12 protein-coding genes are annotated in these 15483 nt (G+C 69.8%); all 12 read right to left on the minus strand.

Annotated features, from left to right (window positions below):
• Window positions 1–37: 37 nt before the first annotated feature.
• Genes ASD78_RS06570 through ASD78_RS06625 form a run of 12 tightly spaced genes read right to left on the minus strand, consistent with a single transcriptional unit; the run spans window position 38 to window position 15385 of the window.
• Window positions 38–4123 carry a hypothetical protein gene (locus tag ASD78_RS06570; protein WP_056099337.1) on the minus strand — a complete coding sequence of 1362 codons (4086 nt, stop codon included), beginning with the start codon at window positions 4121–4123 and terminating at the stop codon, window positions 38–40.
• Window positions 4124–4133: 10 nt separating this feature from the next.
• Entirely contained in the window at window positions 4134–5738 is a 1605-nt protein-coding gene (locus ASD78_RS06575) for a baseplate J/gp47 family protein (RefSeq protein ID WP_055903072.1), read from the minus strand.
• Between the two features lie 15 nt (window positions 5739–5753).
• Window positions 5754–6113 carry a GPW/gp25 family protein gene (locus tag ASD78_RS06580; protein WP_056099340.1) on the minus strand — a complete coding sequence of 120 codons (360 nt, stop codon included), beginning with the start codon at window positions 6111–6113 and terminating at the stop codon, window positions 5754–5756.
• Window positions 6114–6127: 14 nt separating this feature from the next.
• A complete protein-coding gene (locus ASD78_RS06585; RefSeq protein WP_055903068.1) occupies window positions 6128–6373 on the minus strand; it encodes a hypothetical protein in 246 nt (81 codons plus the stop codon).
• A gap of 4 nt (window positions 6374–6377) precedes the next feature.
• Window positions 6378–6620 (minus strand): hypothetical protein, encoded by a 243-nt coding sequence (locus ASD78_RS20585; protein WP_056099342.1) that lies wholly within the window; start codon window positions 6618–6620, stop codon window positions 6378–6380.
• A gap of 13 nt (window positions 6621–6633) precedes the next feature.
• Entirely contained in the window at window positions 6634–7431 is a 798-nt protein-coding gene (locus ASD78_RS06595) for a phage baseplate assembly protein V (RefSeq protein ID WP_056099345.1), read from the minus strand.
• Window positions 7432–7437: 6 nt separating this feature from the next.
• Complete coding sequence (locus tag ASD78_RS06600; RefSeq protein ID WP_056099349.1) at window positions 7438–8559, minus strand: hypothetical protein; 1122 nt, start codon at window positions 8557–8559, stop codon at window positions 7438–7440.
• Between the two features lie 9 nt (window positions 8560–8568).
• Window positions 8569–8889: a hypothetical protein gene (locus ASD78_RS06605; RefSeq protein ID WP_156087603.1), complete on the minus strand. Its 321-nt coding sequence runs from the start codon at window positions 8887–8889 to the stop codon at window positions 8569–8571.
• Between the two features lie 13 nt (window positions 8890–8902).
• A complete protein-coding gene (locus ASD78_RS06610) occupies window positions 8903–9649 on the minus strand; it encodes a hypothetical protein (protein ID WP_056099350.1) in 747 nt (248 codons plus the stop codon).
• 13 nt (window positions 9650–9662) lie between these two features.
• Window positions 9663–11585, minus strand: coding sequence for a hypothetical protein (locus ASD78_RS06615; RefSeq protein WP_056099353.1), 1923 nt, complete (start codon window positions 11583–11585; stop codon window positions 9663–9665).
• A 3-nt stretch (window positions 11586–11588) separates the two neighbouring features.
• A complete protein-coding gene (locus ASD78_RS06620; RefSeq protein WP_056099356.1) occupies window positions 11589–13592 on the minus strand; it encodes a hypothetical protein in 2004 nt (667 codons plus the stop codon).
• A gap of 5 nt (window positions 13593–13597) precedes the next feature.
• On the minus strand, window positions 13598–15385 hold the full coding sequence (locus tag ASD78_RS06625; protein ID WP_056099359.1) for a hypothetical protein: 1788 nt from the start codon (window positions 15383–15385) through the stop codon (window positions 13598–13600).
• Between the last annotated feature and the right edge of the window lie 98 nt (window positions 15386–15483).

The raw sequence follows: 15483 nt of genomic DNA on the forward strand, positions 1-15483 counted from the left end.
AGCGTGGTTCGGTGAAAGACGTGCGGGCGGGCGCCGATCAGATCGGCGGCGGGAAGTACGTGCGTCGGCGCAGCGTGTTCAAGTTGGTCGGATCGGCGCTGACGCCGGCGACCTGGTTGCTGATCAGCACCACCCAGTCCGGCAAGGCGGCAGCGCTGGAATCGGCCAGGTCGAGGAAGTTTTCGACGAAGGGGTAGTCGTCCAGATAGGAATCGCCGAGATCCGCACCCGGGGCGTACAGCACTTCGGTGGTCAGCGACGGCGACAGCACGATCACCGCGCGCATGTTGATCGGCAGGAACTCGGCCAGCAGTTGCTTCAGGCGCGCGGCGTTGGTCGCGGTCAGGGCCTGGCCGAAACGGCCGCGGGTGACGTAGAGGCCGAGCGTGCCGCGGGTGAAGAACTCGTTCGGCGACAGCGGCGGTTCGTCGTCGCCGCCCAGCGGCCGGTGCGGGGTGTAGGCGAGCAGATCGCCCCATTGGTGATGGCGGCTGTTGCGCGCGGTTTCGGCCATGCGCGGCGTGATCGTGTTGCAGTGCCGGCGCAGGGTCGCGGCCTCGGGTACGCGCGTGGGCGCGGCGGTCGCGGCTGCGCCGGCGAGGATCGGCGCGAGCTGGTCGAGCGCGAGCGAGGCATCGCAACGATGCAGCAGGGTGAGCCCGGCGACGGGCAGGATCAGCGGCAGCGGAGCGATGCGCGCGGTTTCGTTCCAGGGCAGTCCGATCGGCGCCGCCGCGACCAGGGCCGCGTTCAAGGACACTTCCCATAAACCGCGGCCGCCGTTGCGGTCGCTGCTGAAGAACACGCGGGTGCCGCCGCCGCCCAGGGCCAGTGCGGACGGCTGCACATCGGCCGCACCCTGTGCGGGCGCGGTGGTGACGTTCACCGTCGCGCCCCAGCTCAAGGCGACCGGGTCGTAGCGACGCGCGCGCAGGGCACGCCGGTCTTCGCCGGCCGCGCCGGCCAGCCAGCGCGACCACAGCAGCAGGATGCTGCCGCCGGCTTCGCGCAGCAGGCAGGGATCGCGGTCGCCGCGATCGCCGCTGGCGACGCCGCCGTCGCTGATCGCGATCGCGCCCGACCACGGCGACGACCAGGCGCTGACATCGTCGCTGGGCAGGCCTTGCGCAGCGCGAACCGCGATGACCGCGTCGTTGCGGTCGATGCGTGCGGCGCCGGCGGCGGTGGCGACCCAGGCATTGCCGGCGCCGTCGACGCCGATACGGCGCGCATCGACGCTGGGCAGGCCGTCGGCCAGGGTCCAGCCGCGCCAGCTGCCGTCGCCGGCGCGACGCCAGACGCCGCTGGCGGCGGCGATCCACAGTGCGTTGTCGGCGCAGGCGAGGCCGCGCACATCGTTGCCGATCGGCAACGGCGAGGTCACGGTCGACCAGATGCCGCCCGCGCTGCGTTCGGCGATGCCGGCGGCGGTGGCGGCCCAGATGCGGCCGTCGGCGGCCAGCGCGACATCGCGCACGTCGTCGCTGGGCAGGGTCGGCGCGAGCGTATTGGCGAAGCTGCCGTCGCGGTCGAGACGGCTGAGCCCGCCCGCGGTCGCGATCCACAGCGAGCCGTCGGCGGCCAGCGCCAGCGCGCGCACGTCGTCGTCGGCGAGACCGTCGCCGCTGTCGAGCACGGTGATGCTGCCGTTGGCCGCGATCCGCGACAGGCCGGCCGCAGTGGCGACCCAGACGCCGGCGTCGGTGTGTTGCAGCAGCTGGCGGCAGTCGTCGCTGGACAGGCCGTCGCCGATGTCGAAACTCTGCCAGGTCAGATCGCCGCGGCGGCGTGCGACGCCGGCGTCGGTGGCGACCCAGAGCGCGCCCAGCGCGTCGACGTGCGCATGGCGGACGTCGTCGCTGGGCAGGCCGTCGCCGGAATCGAGCACGCTGATCGCGCCGTTTTCGCCGCGCAGCGCCAGACCGGCGGCGGTTGCGATCGCGTCCACCGCGCCCAGCCAGGCGCTTGCGCGCAGGCGCCAGCGGCCGTCCTCGTGCTCGCTCCACGCGAGCAGCGCGCCGTTGCCGGAGGCGAGCGCGCTCAGTTCGGTCGGGCGGCCTGGCGTGAGCGCGGGAATGGTTTGCGCCGCAGTGAGGTCCAGGGTGTCGTCCCAACTGCCGAAGCTCGGTGCGGTGGCATGGACGAAGCCGAGCGCGCGCGCGGTGCTCGACAGGGCCAGATCCACCGACAGGCGCGCGGTCGGACCGAGCGCGGTGCTGGTCAGGCGGATCGACCCGTCGCCGGCGGGGCTGGCGACGGTCTGAGTGAATTGCGCGTTCATCGCGGTCACGACTTCGGCGGTCGTGGCCTGCGCCGGGTTGGCGTAGTCGACGGCATTGACCTGGAACACGTCGTTGCCGCCGGCGGTGCGCAGTGTGAGCCGGGTGCCGACGAGCAGACGGAAGCGCGGCAACTGCCGGCCCTGCAACACGGCCGGCAGACGCGGACGCGAACTGCCCAGGCTCCAGCGCACGCGCGCGTTCGGGCTCTCGGCGGCTTCGATGCGGGCCAGGAACACGCGACCGTCGGCGAGCGTGGCCGCCGCCGGATGCGCGACTGCGGCATCGTCGGCCGGCCGGGTCGCCAGCAGTCGGGTCGCGCCGCGCCATTGGCCGGAGTCCCAGGTCTTGCAGACCAGGCCGCCGTAGGGCGCGCGTTCGCCTTCGCGCTGGTCGGGATCGGGTGTGGAGAAGGCATCGCTGGCGAATACGCGCACGCGGCCGAGCGCGTCGGCCGCGGCGGTGAGGCGATCGCTGCCGGCCGCGTCCAGGGTCAGCGGTTCGCTTTCGCGCGCGGCCACGCTGATCTGCGATTCCGGACCGACGCTGCGCGTGCGCAGCCGCACCTGGCCACCGACCGCGTCGGCGACGATGTCGTTGGCGACCGCCGCGATCGCGGCCGCGACTTCGGCCGCGGTGGCCGCCGCCGGATTGGCGAACGACGACGAGCCCAGGCGCACACGGAATGCGGCGCCGCCGTCGACGGCGATGCTGAGCTCGGCGCCGGCGAAGATCGCGTACGGCCCTGCGATGTTGCCGACCAGGGTCGCCGGCGCCGGACCGACGCCGAAGGCTTCGTCGTTGCCGCTGCCGAAGCCGAGCAGCGCGGCAGCGTCCAGCGGCGAGCGCCAGCCCGCGCCGGCCGGCACGCTGGCGTGCAGTTGATAGCGCGGCGCGTGGTTGCTGCGCGCCAGGTGCTGGACGAATTCGGCGGTGCGCGTGGTCCAGCCGGTGTAGCGCGTGACCAGCGCGCCGACTGCGGTCACCGTGCCCACCGATTCGTACAGGCGCGGGGTGGCCTTGAGTTCGTTGCGCGCCAGCGGCAGGGCATCGGCGTCGCCCAGGCGCCAGCCCAGCCAGCCGGCCAGCAGCGGCAGGCGGCGGCCGTCGACGCGGTCGACGTCGTGCAGGGTCCACAGGTTCTCGGCGGAGCTGCGCGCGCCGTCCATGGCCGAGCCGTAGACGTCGAGCAGGCGCCGCAGCTGGCCCGAACGCGCGGCCATTTCCGGAATCGCGTCCGAGCCCGGCGTGACCGGGCGCAGGTTGACGTCGAACTGGCGATGCACCGCCGGCAGCAAGTCGTACATGCTGCGGTTGAGGCCGTGCGGCGCCGCCGGCGTGGCGATCGCGCGATAGCGTTGCGACTCGACCGGATCGAAGGCTGCACTGAACAATTGGTAGTAGCAGGCGTCGCCCGGCGTCAGCGACAAGGGCGCGTCGCCGCCGTCGACGATCTCGATCCGTCGCCGCAGCGGCTGGCCGTCGGCGCCGTAGGTCGTGGCGACGATGCGGCGCATGCGTTCCAGCGGCTGGCCGCCGACATCCTGGGCCACGCAGATCGCTTCATGGACGATGCGCTCGGCGCCGTCGCGCTCTTCCCACGGCGGCAGGTCGATCACGCTGATGCCGCCGCCGGGAATCGGCGGGAACGCGGCGCTGTCGTAGACCAGGTAAGGGTCGGGCGCGAGCGGCGGCTGCGGGAATTCGAAGTCGCGGGTCTTGCGCCGCAGCGTCTGGCGCGGCGCGTCGGCCAGGGTCTCGCCCGGACCCGGCGTCAGCGTCCAGGCCACCCGCACGCGGCGGGCGACCAGGTCGGCGTCTGCGATGAAGCGGTCGATGATCACTCGGGCCCCCTCAACCGATCTGCAGGCTGAGTTCGAGCTGCGACAGCACCGGCAGCTCGTAGGGACCGACATCGACGCGGCTGGCGACGGCGGTGCGCGACAACAGGGCGTTGCGGATGAAGTCCGGCAGATCGGCCATCGACGGCAGGTCGTAGCGGCGCAGGTCGTCGTCCAGTGTCGAGGCGGGCTGGTCGGCGCGGTTGAAACGGTAGATGTCCAGCGACAGCACGCCCGGGATGGCTTCGATCAGCGCGAACAGGTCGCTGGGATACAGCGCCTGACCGAAATCGACCGCGTCGTAGGCGAGGTAGCGCGCGACCGCATCGGCGATCTGTTGACGCAGCGGATCGGCCTGGTAGCGCGCGTCGTAGCGCACCGTCATCGCGATCGCGACCGGTGCGGGGCTGGCGTCGAGCACGCGCAACTGCGTGCCGGCCATGCGCTTGTCCTCGAAATAGGCCAGCAGCGCGGTGCGCAGGGCTTCGGGCACCGGACGCCAGCTGTCTCCTTGCGGGGCGACGATCAGGTCGATCTGGTTCCAGTTGCGGCTGCGCGCGCGCGCCTTGGCCACGCCGCCGGCGTGATACGCCAGGGCCACGCAGTCGTCGGGCGTGACCGCGCGACGGCCGCTGCGGTAGACCATGGGTCCGTTGCGGACCGCGATCTCGCTGCTCTCCGAAGCGCTGCCGCCCGCGGCCGGGGCCGGGTTGGTCACCGCCAGCAGGTTCGGCAGCACGGTCACCGCGCGGGTGATGGTATTGGCCGAGACGTTGGCGCGGGTGCCGCCGCCGACCCGGCAGGTCGCGCGCACGTTGTTGGTTCCGCGCGGCGGAATGCGCCCGAACACGTTGTCGCCGAACAGGATGCTGCAGGCGTCGTTCTCGTCGAACTGGCAGATGTAGTCGCGCGAGTCGCGCGTGGACAGCAGGGTGCGGCCGTCGGGGCCGGTGCTGTAGAGGAAGTTGTCGCGCCGGTCCCAGCGCACCCAGCCGGCGCCTTCGTCGACCTCCACCACCAGGCTTTCCAGGATCGGCGGCTTGTGCGGCAGGCGGAAGCTCTGGTTGGGTTCGCCGCTGGAAGAACCGAGCAGGGTCGGCGGCAGGCTGCGGCTGTGCGACACCGGCAGTACGAACTGGGCCTGGCCGGCGACCGCGCCAGGCAGGACCTGGTCCGAATGCAGATCGATCGACAGCGCCGGGCCGAGGTATTCGAAGGTCGGCGGGTCGTCGCTGGGCTGGCTGGCGATGAACTGCGCGCCGCTGGGGATCACGATCACCGCCGGGCCGACCGGAACCGAGAAGGTCAGCAGCAGGTCCGCGCGCGCCGGCAGCGGCGGCGTGGGTTCGTAGCCGATCAGGCGCAGCAGCTGCAGCACGCTGCGGCGTTCGCGCGCGGTGCCCGGGAACAACTCGCTGGCGATGCGATCCTGGTAGTACAGGATCACGTCGCCGGTGTAGGCGACCATGTCGGTCAGCACCACGCCCAGGTCGGACGGGGTGTGGTCGGTCCATTCCGGCAGGCGCAGGCGCGCCAGATCGAGCATGGCGCGACGCAAGGACGCGTAGTCCTTGTTGGTGTAATCGATCGCCGGCGGCAACGGATCGGTGACGGCCATGACGGCGCTCCTTGCTCAGGCCAACGGGACCAGCAGCGAATCCGTGCTGGGTTCGCTGGTGTGGGTGTAGTCGAGGCGCACGTACAGCTCGGCCTCGCGGCGTTCGAAGGTGACGTTGGTGACCAGCACGCGCGGCTCCCAGGCCAGCAGGCATTCCTGCAGCTGGCGCTTGACCAGGGTGGCCATCGCCTCGTCGTTGGGGTCGTGCACCAGCGAGTGGATGCGGGTGCCGTACTCGCGCAGCATCACGCGCTCGCCGAAACGCGTGGCCAGCAGCGCGCGGATGTTCTGGCGGATCTTGTCCTGGCCGCTGGCGCGCTGGACGCCGCCGTCGGAGAGGGAGAAGGGAAAGGCGAAACCCATGACGTTGTCCATGTCGCTATTGCTCCTCAGCTCAGTCCGACTTCGCCGGTTTGGGTGGCGGTTCCTATCGGCACGTTGCCGTTATCACGTACTTGCGACTGCACACCGGTCACGCGCGCACCGCTGACGTAGGCGTGGACCACGTCGGCGATGGCCTTGGCCATTTCGTCGGCGGCGCGCTCCTCGTCCCACTCTTCGTCCACGCCCTTCTTGAAGTTGGTGCGCAGCGTGGTCGCCAAGCTCGATTCCATCGTGTTGCGGTCCAGGGACATGGCGTCAGTCCAGCGGGCAGGGGGGGAGGGTGGGCAATGCGGGCAGCGCGGGCAGCGCAGGCGGGATCGGCAAGGGCGGCAACGGCGGCAAGGTGATCGCGATCGGCAGGGTCGGCAGCGTCAGTCCGGGCAGCGACGGCAAGGCCGGCARCTCGGGCATCGCCGGCAACGACGGCGGCACCGGCAGCGGCGGCAACGGCGGCAGCGATAGCGGGATCGGCAGCTCGGGGAAGGTGCAGCGGCTCATCTGCGCGCGCTCCTCACTTGACCAGCACGGAGGCGGTCTGGTGGGTGGGCAACATCGCCAACGCAGGCGCGATCGGAGTCGGACCGGTCGGTCCCATCGCACTGGGATGCACGTGGGTGATGAACTGCGTCCACAGCAGTTCGAACTGCTTGGCCAGCAAGGTCGGCTCGCTGGCGCCGCTGCCGACCGACACCGTGGTGCCTTCGAGCAGGATGTTGGCCGCGGTGATGCGCACGGTATCGCCGGTGAGATCGAGGCTGGCGCCGTCCTTGTTCATCAGCACCACGCCGTCGGCGTTCATCGCCATCACGTGGCCCTGTTCGGACATCAGCGAAGCCTCGCCCTTGTCGGCGTTGAGATAGAGCGTGGAGCCGGTCTTGTTGGAGACCACCACGCTGCCTTTGTCGTCGATGGCCAGGAAGGAGTTGTCCTTGTGGCGGATCACGACCCGCGCGCTGCCGTCGGTGTCGTCGAGCTCGATGGTGTGGCCGCTGACGGTCTGGATCACCCGGTTGTCGGGCGGCGAGACCCGGCTCTCCTGCGGCGTCGCGGCCTTCGGGTACCAGGCGCCGACCCAGATCGCGAACTCGGGATCGCCGCCTTCGAACTCGACCCAGACCTTGGCGCCCACCGGCGGCACGAAGAAGTGGCCGTAGGGAAAGCACGGGCGCGCGTTGACCGCGAGCTCGGCGCCGAAGATCGCCGGCACGTTGACCTTGACGCAGCCCTGCTGTTCCGGGTCTTCGTTGTCGGTGACGGTGCCGCTGTACTTTCCGTACCAGCGTTCGGCATGGCGGTGGATGGCGTTCATGGCGTCCTAGCGGGTGAGTTCGAATTCGGAGGTGTAGCCCGGCGACATGCCGCCGCCGGAGACGGTGCACACCGTGTGCTTGACCTTGCGCACGTACCAGCGCCCGGCGCCCCAGCCGCTGATGCCGGTGACGTCGACCGCGCCCTTGGCGCGCAACATCACCGTGCCCACACAGGCGCCGCGGGCGGTGAAGCCCAGCGCCATGGTCGGGTCCTGGGCGGCATCGCTGGTCGCGCGCGCGGGGCTGGAGGGCGTGCCCGGGGTGAAGGTCTCCGGGCGTTGGCTTTGCGGCGTTTCGGTGGCTTCGCCGGCGACGGCGAGCGCGCTGTCCAGCGGCGCGCCGCCGGCCTCGGCGACGGTCTCGCTGGGCGCGTGCGCGGGCTCGGCCGGTGCCGGCGGCGGCGTGGTGGTGACGGTGTCGCCGCTGATCGGATCCACCGTGGCGGTACTGCGTCGCGGCGAGGCGGCGCTGGCGGTGCGTTCGTAGGAGAAGCGGGTAATGCGTCCGGCCATGCCGGTGGCGGCCAGTGTGCCCATGGCCTCGCCCTCGGTCAGGCGCGCGAGCGGAATGAAGTAGAACTTCGAGACACCGCCGTTGTATTCGACGAAGGCGCGGCAGGAATACCGCCGCGCCAGCAGCACGATGAAGTCCCAATCGTTCTGGGTGGTCTGGCGCAGCGGCGCCGCCTCGGTGAACTCCGGGTCCGGGCTGGGTTCGATCTGGCCGACCGCGATGCCGGTGGTGGGCTCGCGGGTGACGATGCTACGCAGGATCGAGCTCAGCGTGCCGACGTGGTGGGTGGCGCGGAACGGGCGCTTGCGTATCCGGTACGACAGGTCGAGCGCGGTGATGGTCAGTTGCTTGGGATTGCAGCCCGCCGCCGCGTTCGCGATCTGAGTGACTTCGCCCTCGAACAGCACCGCGTGGTTCTCGCCCCAGCCCAGGTCGACCAGCAGCGTGTTGCCCTCGCGCGGCGCTTCGCTGCCGCTGCCGCTGGGGTCGTTGAGCACCACCACCGCCTTGTCGATCAGGCGATCGTTGTCCTCGACCTCGGCACTGCGCACGTTGGCGCTGATGTCGATGCCCTGCAGGTGCACGCGCTTGTACGGCTGGCGGCTGTCGCTCATGGCGCGTCCTCAGAAGCGCCGGTCGCGCTCGACCAGGCCGGGAGCGCCGGTGCCGGAAGCGATGTCGAGTTTGTCGCCCGGGCGCCATTCCAGCGGAAAGCGCAGCGGGTTGGCGTCGGCCAGGCGCCACCAGGCTTCGCTGGAACCCTGATAGCGCCAGGCCAGGTATTCCAGCGATTCGGCGCCGGTGACCAGGTGCGCGTAACGCGCCGAGCTCGCCGGCACACCCTCATGGCGGCGGATCGGCAGCGCGGTGCGCACCACGCCGTCGGCGTCGGGGGCCTGCATCGGCGCCAGGCGGGCGTATCGCGATCGTGCGGAAACGGACATGCGCGCGGTGCTCCTAGAGATCGAAGATGTGTTTGATGACCGACGCGCCCGGCAGCACGTTGACGTAGTCCATGCCGTAGCCAGAGCGGCCCATGGTCCGGGCGACGTTGACGTAGCGCTCGATGGTTTCGACCAGCGGCGAGATCGCCTTGGTCTGCTGCTTCAGGCTGACGCTGATCTCCGCCCGCGAGGGCGAGGTGTCGGCGTTGAAGCGGGTGATCTTGATGCTGAGGTTCTCCATCACGCAGTCGGTATTGATGCCGCCGTAAATCAGCGTGCACAGCGGCGGCGCGAAGGTCTTCTCGAAACCGCTGCTGATCCACTCGACCAGGCTGCCCACGTCGACGCCGGGATTGACGAAGGAACGCAGCAGGGCGAGATCGGGCGAGATGTCGCCGTCGTACTGGTTGCCGACGTCGGCGGTGGCGCCTTCCGGACGCACCAGGCCGTCGAGCACGAAATCCAGGGCGAAGGTGCGCGGCTCGCCGCAGCCGGCTTCCAAGGGGTGGGTGCGCACCAGTTGCGGACCGAATTCCTTGAGATCCTCGAGTGCGCCGGCCGGCGCGGTCGCCAGCTTCACGTACCAGGGCTTGTTGGCGCTCAGCGCGGCCGAAGTCTTGTCGAAGGCCCAGTTGCCGAAATTCTCGACATCGGTGTACTTGTAGCCGCGCTTCTCGGTCAGCGACTCGGGATTGAACTGAAAGCGGAACACCAGCGGCGGCAGGCTGTTCCAGCAGGCGAGGTATCCGTAGGCGGGCATGTCTCGTCTCCTGTCAGGCCGGCAGCAAGGTGGAATCGTCGGAGCCGCGCTGGGCCAGCTCGCGCTGGTAGGCGAGCAGTTGCGCGTACATCAGTTCCGGCGAGGGCAGCGGTCCGATGCCGCCGTCGCCGCCGTCGGGCGAGGCCGCGGTCAGGTCGATGATCACTTCCTGGATTTCGATCGAGGCGCGCGGGCGATCGACCGCCTCGCCGACGATGCGGCCGGGGATCGAGTCGCCGGCGGTGGCCGGGGTGGAGGAGAACTGCGCGGTGATCTGGTCCAGCAGGGTGCGCAGGCCGTCGCCGGACAGCCAGGTTTCGTAGGCCTGCGCGATCGCCTCCATTCCGGTCTCGGGTCGTTTGCGCACCGCTTTTTCGGCTTCGGCGAAGGCCTTGGCGAACTCGGTCGAGCGCGCGCGCACCGCTTCCAGGTTGGTGGCGTAGTCGCTGCGGCTGCGGTCCAGTTCGGTGGAGATCATCGAATCGAAGCGCGCCGACAGTGCGGCGAAGCCGGTGGCGACGCTGCCGGTGAGCGCTTGCACGCCGTCCAGCAGGCCGGTACGTAGATCGTTCATCTGCGCGCGCAGCGTCGCCAGCGCCGCCGGTGGCGCAGCCAGCGCGGCCGGGTCGGGCATAGGCGGCAGCAGCGACGAAGGCAACTTGGTGGACGCGGTGACCGGAGGCGGCAGCGGCAATCGCGCCGCGGCGCTGAGGTCGGCCAATTGAGTGGACGTGAGCGGCGCGCTGACCGGGAGCTTGGTGGTGGGGTCCACTTCCTTGTTGCGCAGCAGTTCGTACAGCGGCGGCAGCACCGCCGGCATCACCTGGATCAGGTGGGTGATCAGGCGGAACACGCGCAGGTCGCCGAAGCGCGCCAGGGCGATGAACAAGGTATCCACCAGCCAGCGCAGCATGCCGTTGACCACGCGTTGCAGACCGCCGGCGAGGAACTGGAACACCGCCAGCGCGCCCTCCAGCACCGTGCCGGCGATGTCGAACAGGCTGGTCAGGATGCCCTGCAGCATTTCGCCTATGACCTGGGCCAGGCCCGCGGCCAGGCGCGCCACCACGCCCAGCAGGTCGAACACGGTCACCAGCACCACGCCGCGCAACAGCAGGACGTTGCGCACCAGGAATTGCAGGATCTCGACGATGGCGAGCTTGAACGTGTCCAGCTTGTCGAACAGCAGCGCCAGGCTGCCCACTACCATCGGCACCAGGATGATCAGGCCGTTGACGATGCGGGTGACGCCGCCGACGATGTTTTCGACCGAGCGCAGCAGGCCCATCCAGCGTTCTTGCTGCGGAGTCAGCGAAGCCTGCAATCGTTCCCGCGCGGGCGTACCGCCCCCACCGCCGCCGCTGCTCGCGGCTTCGAACAGGCCGGTGAGCAGATCGAGGATGTCGCGCAGTTCGCCGATCTGATCCGTCAATGGTGCGCCGGCGACCGATGCGGCAGGTTCGCTTTCGCTGACGGCTTCGGTCGGTGTGGTTGCCTTGCCTTTGCCCTTCTTGCCCTCGTCGGGCTTCTTGCCGCCTATGCCCAGCCGCTTGAGGATGTCCTGCAGCTTGGAGACGATGGATTCGATCTTCCAGATCATCACCGGCAGCGCCACGCCGGCGATGGTGCCGCCGATCAGCCCTCCGAACAGGCCGCCGAAGAATCGGCCGATTCCGCCCAACAGCCCTTCGAAGAAGCCGGCCACGCCGCTGCTGGCGACCAGGTCGCGCAGATTGCTGACGTGCACCAGCAGCGCGCCGCCGCGCATCGGCGGCGCACCGAAGCGGCCGCCGGGTGTGAACGCCTCGGCGAAGGCGAAGCCGGCGTAGCGCACGGTGGCCTGGGCGACCTGTTCCATGGTGCCGTGCAGGCCCTTCATCTGGGTCAGCATCAGGCCCATCTGGGTCACGATCTCGTCGCGGGCGTCGTCGGCCATGGCTCAGTGCGCTCCTGCCGCAATCTGATCGAACTGGCGCTGGCCTTCGGCATAGGCCTGACCCACCGCTTCGCGGAAACGCTGGGCCAGTTCGCGCACCAGCGGCTCGTCGTGGGCGCGGCCCTGCGCGCGCAGAGTCAGGCGCGGCACGCGCACGCGGCCCAGGCGCGCGCGTCGCGCCAGGATGTGCGGCGAGGTCGGAGTGAACTCGACGTAGTTCTCTTCGCCGGCCATGGCGCGCTCGCGCCACCAGCTCCGCATCTGCCCGATGTACATCGGAATCACTTTCCCGATCAGGTGGAAGCCGTTGCCGGCCAGCCAGCGTTCCCAGGCGCCGATGGGCGCGGCCTGGATGCGGTCGCCCAGGGCGCGGATCTGGCCGTCGTAGAGCCCGTTGGCCAGCGCGGCCGATTCGCGCGCGAAACGCTGCATGCGCCCGGCCGGTCCGGTGCGGGCGAAATCGGTGGCGGTGCGCGAGAACACCTCGCCCAGATGCGACAGCGTGCGCGAGATGTTCTCGAACAGGCCGCGGACGTTCAGTCCCAGGGCGCGGCCGAAGCTGCCCATTTCGCGGCCCAGTTCGCCCGGCCGTACGCCGATCAGCAGGTCGTAGAAGTTGGGCATGCGCGGAATGCGCGGAGGCGCGGTCTCCTTCATGGGGCCGCCGGTGTTGCGGAACAGCGCGTCGACGATCTTCTCGATCAGTCCCAGGTCGTGCAGCAGGCTGGCGCGCAGGGCGTCCAGCTTGGAGCCGACCCAGGGCAGGTCGTTGATGACCGGCAGGAAGTCGCTGGACACGATGGTGCCGTGCGCGGCCAGGATGGCGGCTTTGAGCGCCAGGTACAGCGCCGTGTTGAGGGCCGCACCGGCCACGTCGAGCACATCCCTGACCGGCAGCTTGAGCCCGATCATGTCGATCAGCATCGCGGTCGGCCCCAGGAACGGCTTGATCAGTTCCAACAGGTCGAAGTTCATGATCGCGTCGATCGCGGCCAGAACGTAGTCGATGATGATGATGATTTCGTTGACCTGGCGCTGCAGGTCGCGCAGGAACACGGTCAGCGAGAACAGCACCGTTTCCAGGTAGATGCGCGCGATCGCCGAGAAATAGTTGATGCTCCACTGCAGCGTCGTGCCGATCGCGCCCACCAGCGCCGGTACCTCGCGCAATAGTTTCGGCAGCCCCTCGAAGAAGAACGACAGGACTTCCCGGCGCGCCTTGAACACCCGTGCCTCGATCCGCCGCAGCACCTCCACCACGGTCAGGCGTAAGCGCAGCCAGAGCGCCGTGGCCAGGGTGCGGATCCAGCCGGGAATGATCGGCAGCACCAGCATCGCCGCGGTCATGCCGCGCAGTACCAGGTCGATCGTATCGCTGCCGAAACCCGGGCCGGCTGGCTCGGCCTTGGTCGCCACCGCCTCGGCGGGGGTGGGCGGCGCGGTCGGGCCGCCGTGGGCGGCCGGCGGTGTCTTGAACAGGGCCATCGCCTTGCCCAGGTCGCCGACCATGGTGCGCAACTGCCCGATGCTGGTGGTCAGGCCGCGCCAGGCCATGGCGAGCAATCCGAACAGGTCGCCGGCGCGCGCGTTGCGCGGATCGAAGCTGGTGGACTTCGGTTCGATCAGGCGCTCGATGGAGCCGCCGATGCCAGAGATGATGTTTTCGATCATGCCGATCAGGTTCGGCAGCACCATCTCGTCTTCCACCGCCTGCGGAATGCGGGTGAAGCCGCGGCCGAAGGCTACGAACGGCGCCGCCCAGGCCTGGCCGGCGTTGCGGTAGGGGCGCAGCGCGCCGTTCTGTTGCGGGTCGATGGCCAGCGACAGGGCGCGGCCCTCGAAGGCGAAGATCGGGAACGCGCGGGTGCGCCGCTCCAAATCGCCCAGCCGGCTCAGGCGCTCGGTCAGCCAGCGCTGCAGCGCCGCCGACAGGCCGCCGATGCGGCGCCGATAGTTGTCGAAGGCGGCCAGCCAGTCGGACGTGATCGGTAGGAAATCGATCGGCATGCCCGTCACCCCGCCGGCGCCAGGTAGGTCTGCTCGCGCAGCAGGCGGGTCAGATCGTTGGCGATGTTGCGCACCGATATGGGATCGGCGCCGGGCGCGCGCACGGTGATCTTGCGCACCACTGGGCGCAGGCGGCCGTTGTCGGGCAGATCGCGCACCGGAAATTCGGTCTCACGTTCGGGCACGTCGCGGCCGTAGACGCGGCGGTCCAGCGCGTCGAAGGCATCCAGCAGCATCGGAATGCGAATCTGGATTTGCGGTGGCAGGATGCGTGCGGCCACGGTGTAGAGCACGTCGCGGTAGCGCAGTTCTTCGGTGCGCAGTTGCTCGAACGCCGCGTCGGGCGTGTCCACGCCGAACTCGGCCACCATCATTGGGATCTCGCCGCGGAACACGCTGGGAGGCTCGGCCATCAGCTGCTCGGCCAGCGCGTCGGTGGCCGGGTCCAGCGCGAACGGCGCGGCCATGTCGGTGTCGAAGTCCGGGCCCCAGGGGTTGGTGACGACGGCGCCGCCGCGGGCTGTGTCGACCATGCGCCGGGCGAAGTCCAGGCTGGGCGTGGGCGGGACGACCAGCAGACTGGAGAGCGCACGGCCCGCGCCCACGCCGCCGCGGACCGCGCCGCCCAGGCCACCGGACGAAGGCGGCGGCGTCGCCGCCGGCGGCTTCGATTTTCCGATACCCGAAGACGCGAAGATGCTGCGGACCACGGTCACCATCCGCGCGGTCGCGCGGAACATCTTGATCATCGGCAGGTCTTCAATCAGCGAACGCGCCATGGACACGGTCGTTTCGATTTCGGCCCGGGTCCGGTCGGCGATCGAGCCGAAGCCGTACTTCAGCGATACCACCATCTCCGCCAGCATCGCGCCGGCGATCTCGATCAGTCGCCGGGCGACGGCCATGACGTGATCGATCAGGCGCATGAGGATCGCCAGCGGCGAAGCCTCCGGGTCGGCGCCTTGCAGCGCGGTCACGGTGCCGCGGCCAATGCGGTCGACCACGTCCCAGATTCCCTTGGCGAAATCGATCAGGGCGCGGAACTGCATCGCCGTGGACAGCAGCATCCGGCCGAAGCGGGTCACCAGCCAGGCCGCGGCGCCCACCAGCTGCGCGAACAGCGCGGCGATGCGGTCGACCAGTCCGAGGATGCTCTTCAGCAGCGGATTGCGGATCGCCTCACGCGGGCCCATCAGCAGGTTGATGAAGCGAGTCAACGCCTGGATCGCGCGAGTGGCGTCGCCCAGCAGTTCGAATGCCAGCACCATCGAGCTGTTGGCGCCGCCCGCCGCAGCGATGATCGCCACGACGAAGCCGCCGATCAGCACCAGCGGAAACGCCACCATCGCCAACGCCGTGCCCAGGCCGGTGATCTCGGTCAGAAAGACCGGGCTGTACAGGATGGTCAGCAGGCTGGAGACGATGATGCCCGCCGATTCGCGCAGGCAGGAATACAGGTACATCAGCGCACCGCTGGGGCTGATGAACATGCCCGCCGCCATACCGGCCAAACCGGCGACGGGTTCGAGCAGATTGGGGCCGGTCTGTCCGCCCATGGAACGCGAGCGCGCTTCCCGGTAGCGCTCGCCCAGGGCCTGGATGTTTTCGATCACCACACGCAGCCGGGTGCCGATGCGGGGCAGCCTTGCCCCGAACCATTCGACCAGGAACGCGCCGCGTGCGCGGTCGATCACCACGGCTTCCAGCCGCAGCACCGCGCTCCAGCGTTCGAACGCCGTGGCCATTGCGGCCAGCGGCGCCGAGAGTCCGGTCAGTAGCAGCCCGATGGGCATTCAACGGCTCCGTGACGATTCGATTTCGGCGTTTTCCCGCTCGATCTGCTCGATCAGCAGACGCGCGAAGCTGCGTCGGTCCTCGGTGGGCATGTCCA

It is taken from the genome of Lysobacter sp. Root667 (assembly GCF_001427715.1).
GTDB lineage: Bacteria > Pseudomonadota > Gammaproteobacteria > Xanthomonadales > Xanthomonadaceae > Lysobacter.